Origin of the sequence: Pseudoalteromonas sp. AS71 (assembly GCF_038900275.1) — a bacterium.
Lineage (GTDB): Bacteria > Pseudomonadota > Gammaproteobacteria > Enterobacterales > Alteromonadaceae > Pseudoalteromonas.
Genome location: NZ_JBBMQZ010000009.1, coordinates 113,980 through 129,974 on the forward strand (window position 1 = coordinate 113,980; position 15,995 = coordinate 129,974).

Below are 15,995 nucleotides of genomic sequence, written 5' to 3' on the forward strand. Positions count from 1 at the left end.
ACACGAGCATCATGTTGATGTTGCTCTTAGAAGGAACGTATGAATATTTTAATTGTTGATGATGACTTAGTTGATCGCAAATTAATTAAAAAAATGCTTATTTCAGACGACTCTCAACTTCATAACATCACTGAAGTAACATGCGTTTGCGAAGGGTTAAAAGTAATTGAAAACAACCATTTTGATATAATACTACTTGATTATAATATGCCCAAAGAAGACGGTATTGAAATGCTAATTGAAATGCGCAAAAAACCTAAACTCGGTAATACCGCAATTATTATGATCAGCTCTTCAGAAAATTCAACCTTGGCAATTGAGTGTATAGAAGCCGGTGCCCAAGACTTTTTACCTAAAGGAGATATAACAGGAAGCAGTTTAAATAAGGCTCTTATATATGCAAAAAAACGTTTTGAAGCAGAGCAACGTATGCATAACAGTTATCTTGCTGTTAAGCATATGGCTGAGAGGGATCAGCTTACTGGTTTGTCCAATCGATATCATTTTGAAGAAATACTAAAAGTAATGATAGCCAAAAATAAACGTGCTAAAAACTGCGTGGCGTTACTTGCTTTAGATTTAGATAACTTCAAAAATATTAATGATACGCTCGGGCATAGTGTCGGCGACGAAATTTTAATACAAACCGTGCACAGAATTAATAGTTGCCTAAGACAAAACGAAGGATTTGCTCGATTAGGTGGTGATGAATTTGCAGTTATAATAGGTGGGATTTGCAATATTAATCAAATAGGTATGATAGCAAATAGAATTTTAGCTGAAGTGTCAAAACCCTTTTTACATGAAGGTAGAACTTTAAGTTGCAGTGTTAGTATAGGAAGTGCTTTATACCCAAACGATGCGACTGAATCGCATGAACTGCTAAAATGCGCTGACATTGCAATGTATCGCTCAAAGCAAAGTGGTAAAAGTAGAATCAGCTTCTACAAAGAGCAATATCAATACGAATTTAGTCGCCGGGTAGATATTCAAAATAGTATAAAAGAGCATATAGAGGAAAAAAACTTTAGGCTTTTTTATCAACCAGTTTACTGTTCAAAAACACAAATTATGACAGGTGTTGAAGCACTGATCCGTTGGCCCGATTCAACCGTTAGTTATACTCCTGATGAGTTTATTCCTATTGCTGAAGAATGTCGCTTAATAGAACCCCTTGGTAAATGGATAATTGCGACTGCATTAGAGCAATTATCTGCGTGGCAGCAAAGCTACGAAACTCCGTTAACCCTATCTATCAACATTTCACCTATACAACTACAAAAAGAAGCTTTAGAAACATATTTATTAAAAACAGTCGAAAAATACAATTTAAAAACCAGTAGCATTATTCTTGAAATAACAGAAACAGCTTTTATGGAAAACAGTAAAGAGGTAATTGATATATTAACTTCTTTATCTGACAAAAGGTTTAGGATTGCCTTGGACGACTTTGGTATGGGCTACTCATCTATATCGCACCTAATATCCTACCCTATTGATATAGTGAAATTAGACAAAAGCATGCAGTCGTTAGATGGTGAAAATAATAAGCGATTAAAAGTAATCGAGAGCTTATCTTTGATGCTTAAAAAATTAGATTTTTCTGTAGTGGCAGAAGGTGTCGAAACTCAAACCCAGCATCAACTATGTAAAAAACTAAACATAGACTACCTGCAGGGTTTTCTATTTTCAAAACCAATACCCGCAGACGAAATTAATGTGTTACTAAATACCTACACAAAACAAATAAGTCAGTATATGAAACGGTAATATATCAGCTATATAGTGGAGCTTTAAAAATGAACTTTAGAATTTTTAAAGCTCATAAAAATCAGCTGTTTTCGTTTAAGTGTTGCCCGATGACAGCCAATATTTTCTCTTTCAAATCTGCTGCTTGAAAGGTGCCTTTTACAAGGTAACCTTTAACAAAATCGTGTGACATTATTATCTTTTTTTCTTCTTCTCTTTCTGATGAGCTAAACATCATAACCACACAAGAGCTGATTTCTATCATCTTTCTTAGTTTAGAAAATTCTTCTAAAAATTGGATCCCATTAACTCTTGGCATATTAATGTCTAAAAATATAAGTATGGGAGGAAATCCATCAGGGTATGCTTTTCTGTTATCTTCATAATTCTCTAAAAATTCTAATGCTTCTTGACCATCTTTTTTTTCAAAAATTGTAAGCTCTAATTTAGCTTCTTTAATTAGTCTTTTAAGAATGTAGCGATCAACTTCATTGTCATCGACAATTAATATTGGGGGTTTAATTTTTGTCATGTTAGCTTATCCATTGGTATTATTATTTTAAACGTTGTACCTTCATCAGAGCTTCGCAGCGATATTTCACCGTTTAAATATTCAATATGTTTTTTAACCAGCGCCATCCCTAAACCAGAGCCAGTGCTTGTGTCTGCATGAAATCGTTTGAACATATCAAACACTTCACTTTGATGCTTTTGTGGTATTCCCAATCCGTTATCTGTAACAGTAATAAAAAACGTCTCTTGTTCATTAAAAATATCACAGCGAACATAAGGTGAGTCTTTGTTTCTATCGTAATACTTCAACCCGTTTGAAATTAAGTTTTCAATAATTTGGGCAAAACGCGCTTTTTCTGATTTTATAGGTACTGATAAGTTAATTGTTGTTTCGAGCGTACAAGGATTATCTTTCATGAGCCAAGACAGTCGTTCTTTCATATCAATAATTAACTGATTAAAGTCAATTACATCTCTATCTTCACTACCAATTTCAGCTTTCGCTAACAATAAAATATCAACAACAAGTGTTTCTAATTTTTCCATTTGCTGATAGATAACCAGTGCATTTCGGCTTGCCTCTTCTGTGTCTCCCGCTTTTATATCTTCAATAACAAAATGCGCTAGGGATTTAGCCCCTGACAGCGGTGATTTCAGGTCATGGGAAGCTCGATAAGCAAACTGGGCAAGTTCATCATTTGCTTGCTGCAGGGACGCCGTTTGGCTGTTTATAATCTGTTTAAGTTCAATACTGTTTTCAATATTTAAAAGATCATTTTTAACCCGCTGCCTGGCCGCAATAACGAGTGCTTTTAATTCACCCGACGTTTTTATATCAAGTTCATCGTCTAGATTAATATTGCTTTCGGGCTTACTTGATAAAAGCAGAGTTAGATTTCGAATTGAGCTGGATATAGTGCGGGAAAGATAACTTATAAAAAGAATATTAAAAAAAGATATGATTATAACAAGTGGAATTAACGTCATTAGTATAAACGATACTGTTTTTCTAATTGGTTCCTCAAACAGCTCAGTGTTTTTATTAAAGCCACTTAGCGAAGTATTAAGATTTAGTAAAAAAGCGTCTCTACTAAGCTCCCCCTTTTTATACTGTGCAACCGATAATAAGGCTTTATTAGCAATTTCAATATCGTTTTCACAGATTGTTAATGTATGCTCTGTATTAATAACTTTCATAACAGCATAATTTAACGGATTTATTTGTTCAACACACTCAATTGGCTGTTGCCTAATTAACAATATATCCGACTCAATAGTATTTATATCAATGGGGATATTGTTTTCTATTTTTTTAACTGATTTGGTAAGTTGATGAACATATTTTAAATGAAGAAAGTTAAGTTGGTGAAACTTAGCCCCTTTAGCTATTTCAAAGGCAGAATAAACAGTAATGCTTATCTCTGCTGCAGTTAATATTACAATAAGCATCAGTTTTCTTGAAATATTCATATACGACACCTATTTTAGCTACTAACCCAACAATTTTTAAATAACACTATAATAATTATAGTGTTTATAACCTTAGGTATAGCAGACTTTATCTTTTTTACTAGCTCCTCTATAAATAACAATTGATATTTAGCTTTATTCACTTTTAATAAAAAGATCCTTTATTGGTTTTTTGCCACTATAAAGCAAACTTGGGCAATATTACGCCTCAAAAAGTGCTGTTGCATTGGCAAATACACCAGCAGCTAAATACAAAACTTTGTTAAGTCATCCCATATTTAAAAATTGTATTAACATGCAGCATTTTTTGAATGAAAAATATAGGCTCGTGTGTGGTCGTAAACTAAGTTAAAAGTAAAAGCGTAAAGGGTTATAAAAAAAGTTACGCCTATATCCATTATTAATGCTTCCCATAAGCCTACTTTTAAAATGATTGCCATCACGTGAATAGTAAAAACAAGTAACCCGCCTTGAAATAAAAGCACGTGAAAAATACGGAATAATACAGAACGTTGCTCCTTTGCACCGGTAGCTACTTTGTCAAAACACCAGTTGAAAATAAAGTTCCAACACATAGCAATTGTCGCAACAATTACCATAGTGCCCGATAAAGCCTCAATTGCATGATCTGTAAATAGTGCTAAACCTAAAATTGATAACGATACGGCTAAAATCTCAAACAGAACTGCCTGAAATACTCGCTCTGTTGCCCCCATTTTCTCTGTCATAATGTCCTCTTTATCTCTTAATATTTAAGTGTAGTGATAATGACAGATTTATTTAGTTACTAAAGTTAGCAACTATCATCTATAGTGATAAGATGAGTATATAGTTCTAGATAAAGTAGAATAAAATGTACAGCTTAGAGCAACTAAAAACATTTGTAACCGTAGTAGAAACCGGCTCTTTTTCAGCAACAGGGCGAAAGTTAAAGCGTGCACAGTCGGGTATTAGCCAAGCTATCTCTAACCTTGAAATTGCAATAGATCAAACATTGTTTGACCGTAATAAAAATACTCCCACTTTAACAAAAAGTGGAAAAACCTTGTTACCTGTTGCTTATTCAATACTGCAACAACAAACTTATTTCGATCAAAAAGTTGAGTCTCTTGCTAAAAACAACGAGCAAGACGTAGTAATTGCTATTGACGAAAGCATAAGTAATCACGGAATTTTAAAAATAATAGCCCCCCTTGCACAGCAGTACCCTATTACAAACTTTGAATTAATATCGGCTACTACGTTTGATGTAGAAGAACTTGTAAAAATAGGTAAAGCGCAAATAGGCATCATATATAGTGATGGTGAGTTAAAGGTAGATATGGACTTTTTTTTGCTTGGCCAAGCTCGATTTTTAACGATTGCGTCACCGCAACATGCGCTTGCTAAACTTAATAAAGTAAATAGCAGTCACTTAAAAGCACATAGGCAATGTGCTCACCGTAGCCTTAATCAATCAGAATTATGGTTTAGCTATGCTATAAGCGCTAAGGTTTGGTACGCCAATACTCATCAAACACTCATAGATTTGGTAACACAAAATGTGGGCTGGGCGTTGGTGCCTGAGTTGGCAATAAAACAACAACTTAAACAAGGTGACCTTGTTGCGCTACCCGTAACACATGAGCAAGGCGGTTGGCTAACGCCTATAGGTTGCGTGGTATCAAGAAGTAAACCTACAGGCCCAGTTACTGAAAGTTTACTAACCCTTTTACAGCAACATTTTTTAAAAGAAGGTGATTGGAAAGCTAAAGTTTAACAGCACTCACACGGCGTTATATTGCGAGCTTCTTTTTAATCTTAGTTTGCCACTCAAGCGCAAGCTCGGGTAGTTCAAGTGCTGCTAGTAATACGCTTTCATAACCTGGGTATTGTTTATCAAAAAACGCCTGAAACAGCGTTTTAACTGATATGTCGTGCGAGGCTTTCTTCTCGATAACAACACTATCACCCGTTTTTGCAATGCCCTGCTCTAGTACCCTAAAATACACACCAGTGCAGTAATGCTGCGAAAACAGTTTGAGACTATTTTTATTATTAAGGGCGATAGCGAGTTTAAAACAGGGTACACGAGGCTGGCTTACTTCAAGCAGTGCAGTACCAATTCGAATATGGTCACCTATGTGTATATTCGCTTCATCTAGGTCAGAAATCGTGAAGTTTTCGCCAAAGGCACCTACTGCCAAATTATCATTCTCGAGGGTTTGTTTCCAATACTCATAATGATTGTGCGAAAAAGCATATACCGCTTTATCTACCCCGCCGTGATTAACTAAATCAGCTTGCTCGTCACCTATAATGTTTAGCTTTTCAATCACTACAGGCTCGTTAGTTGGTATTTTGAATATTCCTGTTTTCACCTCTTTACCATTATGAATAAGAGTTTTAATTTTAGAAATATTAGTCGAGATGATTTTCATTGCGATACCAACGGATGAGGAAGTAAAAATTAATTATGCAGGTTTTAAAATTATTATAAATAAATTTAAGCAAAAAAATGACCGCTTAAGACTAGGGCGTGTTTATCTTTGTGGATTGAAATTTATTCAATCTAGGGGCGATTAAATCGCGGCGCGAGGTTTGTAACCTAGTGGGCTAAGTAAAAACCGAGCAACAAAGAGTTAATCGTCCCTAGAAAGAACCCAGAGGGCAGCGCATGTTTGGTATTTATGCTGCGTTATCGCCCATTAATGGGGAATAACCACACTACATAGGCTCTGCCTTGCCTAAAAACCAAACATACTGTTGCAAATTCAACCACCAAAGTTCAACACGCCCTAAGCAGTCATCTCACAATATACAGTTTTTATTATTCTGCTTGTTTTAAAAAATACGTTTCGGCCAGGCCGTTATGTATTCCAGCTAAGTCTATTTGTATTTCATCGATAAAGTCATGCAACAGACCGTTTTTAAGTACTCGTACGTCTTTACTTTCTAACTCAACAATTGCATCATCAATTGATTTAATGATTTCTGTTGAGTTTGGCAAAGGTAAAACCAATGCTTTTAATTCATTCATACAAAATAAAATAGATCGTGGGAATACTTTGCTGTGCATTACAAATTCTATTACATCTGCACGCTGTACTCTAACGCCCATTTCTTGGCGATACATTTGATAAGCACTTAATGAGCGCAATAAACTGATCCACTGAATATTATCAAACGGTTTTACTTCTTCTTCGCTGGTGATTAACGTAGCAGAGCGAATATCTAAAATTCGCGATGTCATATCTGCGCGCTCTATAATTGAACCAAAACGGATAAAAACATAGCCCTGATCATGATTAATTGTGGCATCTAACGCCCCAAATATTTGATGGGCTGAATCTATAATCTTTTTTAAATACTCAAAACGCCCACGCTTTGTTATTCCTTCTTTTTGATTGTCTTTTACATAATAATACAGAGAGTTTATTTCTTCCCATACGTCTCGCGGTATTACATCACGAATTGTACGCGCGCTTTCTCTGGCAGAAGTGATAGAGTTTAAAATTGACGAGCTATTATCACTACCAACAAGTAAATACCTTAATGCTTTTTGCTCAGAAAAATCAGTATGGTTTTCTGAATACGCTTTGCGTACACCAATAATATCAATTAATGGCTCCCAGCCGGTACATACGCCTTTGGGTAAGTCCATCATCAGTAAATTGTTAACGTTGATTAAACGAGCTACATTTTCCGCACGTTCAATGTATCGAGATACCCAATATAAAGTTTCGCCTACTCTTGATAACATATTATTTAGCCTCTTCGTCAACAATCCAAGTATCTTTACTGCCACCACCTTGTGATGAATTAACCACCAAAGAGCCTTTAACCATAGCAACACGCGTTAATCCACCAGTGGTAACTTGCGTATCTTTACCTGATGATAAAATAAACGGTCTTAAATCGGTATGTCGGCCATCTGGTTTATTGCCATCAAATGTGGGTACTGTTGATAAATCTAATGTTGGTTGAGCTACCCAGTTTCGTGGGTCCGCTTTAATTTGAGCAATACATGCTTCTTGTTCTTTTTTGGTTGATTTAGGACCAATTAATAGCCCGTAGCCACCAGACTCATTTGCTGGTTTAACAACAAGCTTATCAATGTTTTTAATCACATGGTCGCATTCTTTCGGGTCCAAACATTTGAACGTTGGGACATTAGCAAGTTTAGCTTCCTCGCCTAAGTAGTACTTAATCATCTCAGGTACATAGGCGTAAACTACTTTGTCATCAGCAACGCCTGCACCTGGTGCATTAACCAAAGCGACATTACCTTTAGACCAAGCGCGCATTAAACCAGGAACGCCCAGTTGAGAGTCAGGTAAAAAGACTTCTGGGTCTAAAAATAAATCATCAATACGACGATAAATAACATCAACTCGTTGTAGCCCTGTGATTGTTCTCATGTATACACAATCATCTTTTTCAACAACTAAGTCCCGTCCTTCTACCAGTTCACAACCCATTTCTTGGGCAAGGTAGCAATGTTCAAAATAAGCGGAGTTAAATACCCCTGGCGTAAGTACCACAACTTCTGGTTTATCTTGTGGACGAGGCGACATTGCCGCTAGCATATCAAATAATTGTGAGGGGTAATCATCAACAGGTAAAATCGACACTTGCTCAAATAATTCAGGGAATACACGCTTCATTACAGAGCGATTTTCAAGCATATAAGATACACCAGAAGGAACACGCAGGTTATCCTCAAGTACATACATAGTACCACTACCATCGCGTACTAGATCTGAGCCACAAATATGCGCCCATATCTTATTTGGCGGGTTTATACCCACGCATTGCTGGCGAAAATTCACAGATTTTTCTAGTAACCCTTTTGGAAAAACACCATCTTTTATTATTTTTTGGTCATGGTATAAATCATCTATAAAAAGGTTAAGCGCTTCAACACGTTGCTTTAAACCAACCTCTACGCTTTGCCATTCTTTTTTACCTATAGTTCGCGGAATAATATCAAATGGCCAGGCTCTATCAATCATATTACCTTCGTTGTAAACCGTGAAGGTAATACCCATTTCTTTAATTGCTAAATCAGCAACCGCTCTGGCCTTTACTAATTCTTCTGCCGATAAATTAGCAAAAAATTGTGCTAATTGTGTTCCATGCGATCTAACGTTTCCTTGTGCATCAATTAATTCATCAAAGAAACCTTTTGTTTGGTACGCTTTCCAATCAATTTTCATACACTCTTTCACCTTATCCATCATAATATATGACGTAGTTAAACTGCCTATTCCATTCGAATCATATCAACCGCTACATCCAGCAATTGGCTACCGCCACCAAATACCACGCCTTTTAAAGGAGTTACGTCAGAAAAGTCTCGCCCTACGGCTAGAGTAATATGCTGATCGCGTGGTAAAACATTATTTGTAGGATCAAAATCAACCCAACCAAAGTTTGGCACAAATACCGCAAACCATGCATGAGTTGCATCAGCACCTTCTAGCTTTTCTTCGCCTTCTGGCGGCATGGTTTCTATGTACCCACTAACGTATCGACCCGCTAACCCCATACTGCGTATGCATGCAAGCGCAAAGTGTGCAAAGTCTTGGCAAACGCCCCTTTTTTGTGCAAAAACAGTACTCAGAGGCGTACTAATCGTTGTAAAACCAGGATCATAATGAAATTCATGAAAAATTCGTGCCATTAAATCTTTGCATGCAGAAATTATATTTTTGTGTGCATCAAACGAAATCAACGCGTATTCCTTAATCCCTATATCTATTGGAATAAGCTGTGAAGGTAGTACAAATTCAGACGTTTTTAATAATTCCGCTGTATTTGGTTTAACCAATAAATCTCGTACTTTTCGCCAAGCAATATCAACGCTCTCTAAATTGCTATTAGCGCCGACTAACAGTTCTACCTCGCTGATCATCGTAACTTTAAGTTTTTTATGCTGTATTGCTATTTCAAACGCTGTTACTTGATTATTAAAATAATCAGTAAATGTTTGTAAGTAAGTCGGTGTCGGTTCAATTTCTACACGACTACTGTGGCATATTTGCCCACGATTTGTTTTTGGCGTTAATCGCGCTTGGTTTTGACACAAACTCACAAAGTCAGAATAGTTGTAAGTAGTTGAATGCTTAATTTTATATTTCACGATTGAGCTTGCTCAATATTAGTCCAGTTCAATTTATTTGCCGTTTGGGTATGAGAAAAATACTGTAGTAATAATACATCACAAAATGTATCTAAGTTCATACGCGTATTATGGTTAAATTCGATTAACTGGTTACGTTGTCCATTTTCACTTTTTTGTAGGTAATCTTTTTCGGTTACATAACAACTTGTTTTAGATAGTAAAATTGCTTTTTCGTGTGCCGCAATTACACCTTGTCTACGTTTTGTGGGTAAATGCTTACACAACTTATTAATTTCCTCTAACTGAAATAATAAAGAACGTGGGTATTCTGCATCTAAAAGTAATAACTCAAGCCCTGTACCAATGGTTTGATACATTCTGTATCGGCGCTTATGGGTAACTAGACTAACTTGGCAGCTAAGCACAGCCTCAAGTAAGCCTAGCTCTTCGGGCTCGTCTAACTCTTTGGTTAATAAAGCCGTGCTTAGTGATGTAATTTGTAAGCTACGCTCTACTCGTCTACCCATTTCGAGTAAAAACCAGCCGTTACTATTTGGCATACAATCTGTGATTGAGCCATTAAAAGCCATAATAGAGCCTATAACTCTATCTAGGCTGCTTTGCATTGCACGCGTTGGAATATTAATATTTACATTTTTAAATATCTTAATTTGCTCACTAATATCATCAATTATTCGGCGACTATCATGGGACAGTAATTCTTGAATTTGCACCGATGCATTCGCAATATATTTTAATGTATTAATAATACTGCCAGCGCATTGCTCGTCTGCAAGCAGTTGAAAAGCGGTTTCTTTCGACAGATTTACATCAATGCCATCTAGTTTTAAATCAGGTTCTACATATGGATAAACAATATATTGCGACTTAATAGCATTTGAAAGCCGTGCAACTATACTTTTTCGTATTGAATCTGGGTAAACAGAAAACTCGGTGTACTTGTCTATAAAAATACGCAAAATACGTATGGTGTTTTCGCAACGCTCTAAGTATCGACCTAACCAAAAAAGATGTTCAGCCGTGCGGCTCGAAATAACCCCTTCGAGTAGCGTCACATCCATTCTTTTTCTAATGGGTACCGGTGGATTATGCTCACCTAAATCAACTCTATCGGCTGTATTTATCCATGTATCTTTGATCCAACCAGATACTCTTGGGTTGTTACTTTTTTCGTTTGAAAAGCACAGTGCTGAAGGAAGTACTTCTACATCATTTTCTGTGGTTAATGCATAACACCTAAACACCACTGGCTTGGAGATTAATTGCCCATCATGCCAAAATGGTGCACTGCTAAAAGAAGGCTTTTCTTGGAAAAAGTAATTATCGGGTTCTTTGCTAATAAGTAGCTTTATTTCTTGCTCGTCCAACACTCCATCTAACTTGAGTGTAGGGTCTATAGCTGATAGTAGTTCGAGGTTATTCCAATCAACGGCTTGCGCTTCTTTTACACTTAAGTAATTTGGCTCACCTAACAACAGCGGTTGTTTTAAAATTTGCTGCGATAACTTTTCTAAGTTGCACTTTATTGAAGGTGACGAGAGCACACCGCTACCAAACGGGTTTAAAACTTTAACCGACCCTTGTCGTACCGATTGTAATAAGCCCGGAATACCATGAAGTGAATATTCAGTTTGCTCTAAAGAATCAATACAACGATCAGAAACCCAGCGTAAAATGACATTAATTTTACCCAAGCCTTGTAACGATTTTAAACATACGTCACCACCACGCACGGTTAAGTCAGCGCTTTGTACTAATGTATAACCAAAGTAGGTAGATAGAAATGCATGCTCGTTGTAGTTAGGGTCATCAATTCCTTGGGTTAAAATTACAATTCGTGGGTCATCCATATAGTGGGTATATTCATTAATACCCTCTTGGAATAGATTTAGAAATTCTTTAATTTGCTGAACATTACATTCTGCAAATTCTTCAGCCATTACACGCCTTGCAATAATACGGCTTTTAATTAATAGCCCTAAGCCTAACGGGCACTGACAATGATCGCTTAATACTTTAAATTCGCCTGTAGGCGTGCGGTAAACATCTAATGCAGTAAAAAAGAGTGTTAATTCGTTACTGGGTAAGCTAAAACCTTCGCGTAAGTAATTAGGGTCTTGAAAAAGCTGCTTTGCAGGAATATGACCATCAACTAATAGAGTTTGATCACCGTAAATATCTTGCTGAATTTTATTTAATAAAAGGGTTCTTTGTTTTATTCCCTCTTCAAGCAAGGTCCAATCAGCTTTAGATAACATAAATGGCAATGGGTCGAAGTGCCATTGCTTATTACTTTCATTTTTAATATTGCCATTTTGTAGCAATTGACTAATTTCTGTAGCGCGGCTACTAACATCATCTGCTGTTAGGCTAGCTAAACGCTTAAATAAAGTATCCCAATGTTCTGGGTTTAAACCACTGTGGTTTGCTAGTTCATCATGGCCATGTGATTTATCAAGGTATAAAGACAACCACTCAGGCAATTCCGGCATCGCGTTATTGTTAATATACAAGCTGAAAGTGCTCCAATTTATAGTAAATAGCCGTGTTCATAATGATGCTTTAAAAATATTTAGTCATTCCACTTTAAATAATTTCAAAGTGGAATGACACAACTATCAATTATTATTTAAAGTTAGGCTGCCTGCGTAAATCCAAGGTATTTGGATAATCAGGATTACTACTTTCTTCATCAGGTACTACGTATTCACTTGCGCTTTGCGCCGACTGAAAACTATGCGTAACCGCCGATGGGCTCCAGCTTGGTTCTGCTGATGCAAGTAAAGATGGTGTATGCCCATGCTCCCAAAATCTTGCGACTCTGCGCCCTTCTGCTTCAAATGCATTAACCGGTAGCGTTTCAGGATTACGCCCACCAGCATGGCTCACATGATATACAAAGCCTCCAACTGAACGTCCTTCCCACGTATCGATTAAATCAAAAACTAATGGTGCATGTACGCCAATAGTTGGGTGAAGCGCTGTAGGTGGTTGCCAAGCTCGGTATCGTATACCCGCGACCATTTCATCTTTTGCTTTACCTTTAACCGGTTTAAGCGGCACTCTTCGACCATTACACGTTACAACATAGCGGTCGCTCATTGTTCCTTGTACTTTTATTTGTACTCTTTCTAATGACGAATCTACATAGCGCGCCGTACCCGACGCACTTGCCTCTTCGCCTAGTACATGCCAAGGCTCGATTGCGGTTCTAAGCTCAAGTGTAACGTTATCAAGTTCTCGCGTACCACACACCGGAAATCTAAATTCAAAAAATGGATTTAACCAACTTAACTGAAATTGAAAACCTGCCTGTTGTAAATCGCGGCTTACTTCAGCTAAATCGTTTTCTACATATTGTGGCAATAAAAACTTATCGTGTAACTCTGTACCCCAACGTATTAATGGCTTGTGGTAAGGTTTTTTCCAAAACCAAGCAAGTAAAGTACGCAACAGCAGCATTTGCACTAAGCTCATTTGTGAATGCGGAGGCATTTCAAAGCCTCTAAATTCTACAATCCCTAAACGACCTGTGGCTGAGTCGGGTGAATAGAGCTTATCTATACAAAACTCTGCTCTGTGCGTATTACCCGTTAAATCCACTAATAAATTACGCAGTAACCTATCAACTAACCAAGGTTCAGGCACCTCACCTTCGGGCATGTGTGAAAAGGCAATTTCAAGCTCGTATAAAACTTCATCACGGGCTTCATCCACTCGAGGTGCTTGGCTTGTAGGACCAATAAAAAGCCCCGAAAATAAATACGATAAACCAGGATGATGCTGCCAATAGGTAATAAAACTTCTTAAAATATCGGGTCTGCGTAAAAATGGGCTTTGCTCAGGTGTTTCGCCACCAAGCGTTACATGGTTACCACCACCAGTACCAGTATGGCGACCATCTGCCATAAACTTATCGGTACCTAATCGGCATTCTTTTGCTAAACCATATAGCGTTGTAGTTCGACTGACTAATTGATCCCACGATGTTGAAGGATGAATGTTTACTTCAATAACACCAGGATCTGGCGTTACAGCGTATTTTTCTACGCGGCTATCTTTAGGTGGGCTATAGCCTTCAATAACAAGCGGCATTTTAAGTGCTTTAGCCACACCCTCTATACTACTTATTAAACTCATGTAATGTTCAAAATGACTTGTTGGTGGCATAAATATGTATAAACGCCCATCTCTCACTTCCATTACAAGGGCGGTTTTAACCATTTCTTTGCCAATAAAGCCTTTTTTAAGCTTTTTAGCTTTGCCAAAGTTTTCAGGAATATCAAACGGGTCGCGGTCAATAATATTGCCGCTCCATTCAAGACTATCTAAAGGCAAGCGATACCCCATAGGGGATTCACCAGGTAATAAGAAACAATTGCCTCGTTTAAATTCCCACGTACACGACTGCCAACAGTTTTTACTATCGTTCCATTTTAAAGGTAGAACATAGCCAACAGGCTTTTCTATGCCTTTATCCATTTTAGCTAAAAAGCCTTTTCGGCTCATTGCATGGAGAAGCTCCGGCTGATCTGGCTTTATTTCGTTAGGTAATGAGGCTTCTTGCCACATGTGATATAAAATATCTTCATAAGCCGTAGTAAGTGCCTTGGTTTCAAGACCAAGTGAGTCACACAGTTTATCAGCAAACTTTTTAGTATCAGTATGATCAAATTTATAATCTTTATTAGGATCAGCTAATAATGCTGCATCTTGCCATAAAGGCTCGCCGTCTTTGCGCCAATAGCACGCATATTGCCAGCGTGGTAGTGGCTCACCCGGATACCATTTACCTTGTCCGTAGTGAGTAAAGCCACCTTTTGTGTATACTTTATTCATTTCTACAAATAAATTTTGAGCTAATATTCTTTTTTCTTTACCGTCGGCGTCAGTATTCCACTGAGGATGTTCCATATCGTCAATAGAAATAAACGTAGGCTCGCCACCCATGGTTAAATGTATGTTTTCTTCATTGTAAACATTATCAACGTGCTGACCTAAGCGATTAATTGCCGCCCACTGCGCCTCAGAATAAGGCTTAGTTACACGTGGGTCTTCGTGTACACGCGTTACTTTATTATAAAAGCTAAACTCAGATTTACAGTCGTCTATACCACCTGTAACCGGCGCCGCCGAGCTTGGCTCTGGCGTACATGCCAACGGAATATGACCTTCACCAGCAAATAAACCCGAGGTAGGATCAAGCCCTATCCAACCTGCCCCAGGAATATACACTTCGGTCCATGCATGCAAATCGGTAAAATCTTCTTCTGGACCACTTGGACCATCTAATGATTTTTGATCTGAGGTTAGCTGGACTAAATAGCCCGATACAAATCGAGATGCCAACCCTAAATGACGAAACAGTTGTACTAACAACCAAGCAGAATCACGACACGAACCTGTTTTTTTACTTATTGTTTCGTTTGCCGTTTGCACACCGGGTTCTAAACGAATGCCATAACCTACTAATTCATAAATAGCTTGATTAACAGCCACTAAAAAATCAACGCTTCTAAGCGGCTCTTTAGGATTTAAAGATTCAATTAATTCTTTAAATTTTGGACTGGCTTTGCGTTTTTTTAAATAAGGAGCGAGCTCTGACTTTGAAATAGCATCGTAAACAAACGGGAAGTTTTCGGCGTAATCTTCTAAAAAGAAATCAAAAGGATTAATAACCGTTAGTTCGGCGACCAAATCTACTGTAAAACTAAATTCGGTGGTTGGTTTGTTAAAAACCACCCTTGCTTGGTAATTACCAAAAGGGTCTTGTTGCCAATTTATATAATGATCTTCTGGTACTATTTTTAAAGAATAGCTTTTAATTTTAGTACGGCTATGTGGCGCGGGACGTAATCGGAATATATGCGGCCCCATATTAACTGACCGATCGTATTTATACTGAGTATGGTGCGAAATCCCAACTGTAATTGTCATCTATTAATTCCCCTATAATAATGTATGGCCACAATATAACGCTGAAAATATTATTTGGACTAATTCACTTGTGCAATTTTTATACCAAAAGACTTGCTTAAGTAGTGCTGTTCATCCACTCGCGGCTCTTGCACAAAGCAACGTTATGCATAAAGGTTTTGACCTAATTAATAGGAAAAACACACCAATTCAATAAATA

11 protein-coding genes are annotated in these 15,995 nt (G+C 37.4%); 2 read left to right on the plus strand and 9 right to left on the minus strand.

The genetic code is table 11. The features are described 5' to 3' along the window. Positions 1–39 precede the first annotated feature (39 nt). Entirely contained in the window at positions 40–1,770 is a 1,731-nt protein-coding gene (locus tag WNY98_RS08880; RefSeq protein WP_342877679.1) for an EAL domain-containing protein, read from the plus strand. Between the two features lie 61 nt (positions 1,771–1,831). Here the strand turns inward: WNY98_RS08880 and WNY98_RS08885 are convergent, their stop codons facing one another. From WNY98_RS08885 to WNY98_RS08895, 3 genes are all read right to left on the minus strand, one after another. Beyond that, positions 1,832–2,281 carry a response regulator gene (locus WNY98_RS08885; RefSeq protein WP_342877680.1) on the minus strand — a complete coding sequence of 150 codons (450 nt, stop codon included), beginning with the start codon at positions 2,279–2,281 and terminating at the stop codon, positions 1,832–1,834. Continuing rightward, positions 2,278–3,732 (minus strand): HAMP domain-containing sensor histidine kinase, encoded by a 1,455-nt coding sequence (locus WNY98_RS08890; RefSeq protein WP_342877681.1) that lies wholly within the window; start codon positions 3,730–3,732, stop codon positions 2,278–2,280. Before WNY98_RS08890 ends, WNY98_RS08885 begins: the two co-directional genes overlap by 4 nt. A 290-nt stretch (positions 3,733–4,022) precedes the next feature. Continuing rightward, positions 4,023–4,460 carry a PACE efflux transporter gene (locus tag WNY98_RS08895; protein ID WP_342877682.1) on the minus strand — a complete coding sequence of 146 codons (438 nt, stop codon included), beginning with the start codon at positions 4,458–4,460 and terminating at the stop codon, positions 4,023–4,025. A gap of 125 nt (positions 4,461–4,585) precedes the next feature. Here WNY98_RS08895 and WNY98_RS08900 point away from each other — a divergent pair, with 125 nt between their 5' ends. After that, positions 4,586–5,491 (plus strand): LysR family transcriptional regulator, encoded by a 906-nt coding sequence (locus WNY98_RS08900; RefSeq protein WP_024597983.1) that lies wholly within the window; start codon positions 4,586–4,588, stop codon positions 5,489–5,491. Positions 5,492–5,507: 16 nt separating this feature from the next. Here WNY98_RS08900 and WNY98_RS08905 read toward each other — a convergent pair whose 3' ends face one another. The 6 genes from WNY98_RS08905 to WNY98_RS08930 all read right to left on the minus strand — a co-directional run bounded on the left by WNY98_RS08905 (position 5,508) and on the right by WNY98_RS08930 (position 15,796). After that, a complete protein-coding gene (locus WNY98_RS08905; RefSeq protein WP_342877683.1) occupies positions 5,508–6,152 on the minus strand; it encodes an MOSC domain-containing protein in 645 nt (214 codons plus the stop codon). A 389-nt stretch (positions 6,153–6,541) separates the two neighbouring features. Then, positions 6,542–7,474 (minus strand): alpha-E domain-containing protein, encoded by a 933-nt coding sequence (locus WNY98_RS08910; protein WP_197185823.1) that lies wholly within the window; start codon positions 7,472–7,474, stop codon positions 6,542–6,544. 1 nt (position 7,475) lies between these two features. Continuing rightward, positions 7,476–8,930 carry a circularly permuted type 2 ATP-grasp protein gene (locus tag WNY98_RS08915; RefSeq protein WP_024597986.1) on the minus strand — a complete coding sequence of 485 codons (1,455 nt, stop codon included), beginning with the start codon at positions 8,928–8,930 and terminating at the stop codon, positions 7,476–7,478. A gap of 47 nt (positions 8,931–8,977) precedes the next feature. Beyond that, positions 8,978–9,856, minus strand: coding sequence for a transglutaminase family protein (locus WNY98_RS08920; protein ID WP_182716375.1), 879 nt, complete (start codon positions 9,854–9,856; stop codon positions 8,978–8,980). Further along, positions 9,853–12,372, minus strand: a complete 2,520-nt coding sequence (locus WNY98_RS08925; protein WP_342877684.1) for a circularly permuted type 2 ATP-grasp protein — start codon at positions 12,370–12,372, stop codon at positions 9,853–9,855. The genes WNY98_RS08920 and WNY98_RS08925 overlap by 4 nt, the downstream gene beginning before the upstream one ends. Before the next feature lie 112 nt (positions 12,373–12,484). Beyond that, positions 12,485–15,796 (minus strand): transglutaminase family protein, encoded by a 3,312-nt coding sequence (locus tag WNY98_RS08930; RefSeq protein WP_342877685.1) that lies wholly within the window; start codon positions 15,794–15,796, stop codon positions 12,485–12,487. Positions 15,797–15,995: the final 199 nt, after the last annotated feature.

Coding starts and splice junctions, on each gene's coding strand:
- WNY98_RS08890 (WP_342877681.1), bottom strand. CDS start 3,732: ATGAATATTTCAAGAAAACTGATGCTTATTGTAATATTAACTGCAGCA.
- WNY98_RS08885 (WP_342877680.1), bottom strand. CDS start 2,281: ATGACAAAAATTAAACCCCCAATATTAATTGTCGATGACAATGAAGTT.
- WNY98_RS08905 (WP_342877683.1), bottom strand. CDS start 6,152: ATGAAAATCATCTCGACTAATATTTCTAAAATTAAAACTCTTATTCAT.
- WNY98_RS08880 (WP_342877679.1), top strand. CDS start 40: ATGAATATTTTAATTGTTGATGATGACTTAGTTGATCGCAAATTAATT.
- WNY98_RS08930 (WP_342877685.1), bottom strand. CDS start 15,796: ATGACAATTACAGTTGGGATTTCGCACCATACTCAGTATAAATACGAT.
- WNY98_RS08900 (WP_024597983.1), top strand. CDS start 4,586: ATGTACAGCTTAGAGCAACTAAAAACATTTGTAACCGTAGTAGAAACC.
- WNY98_RS08915 (WP_024597986.1), bottom strand. CDS start 8,930: ATGAAAATTGATTGGAAAGCGTACCAAACAAAAGGTTTCTTTGATGAA.
- WNY98_RS08910 (WP_197185823.1), bottom strand. CDS start 7,474: ATGTTATCAAGAGTAGGCGAAACTTTATATTGGGTATCTCGATACATT.
- WNY98_RS08895 (WP_342877682.1), bottom strand. CDS start 4,460: ATGACAGAGAAAATGGGGGCAACAGAGCGAGTATTTCAGGCAGTTCTG.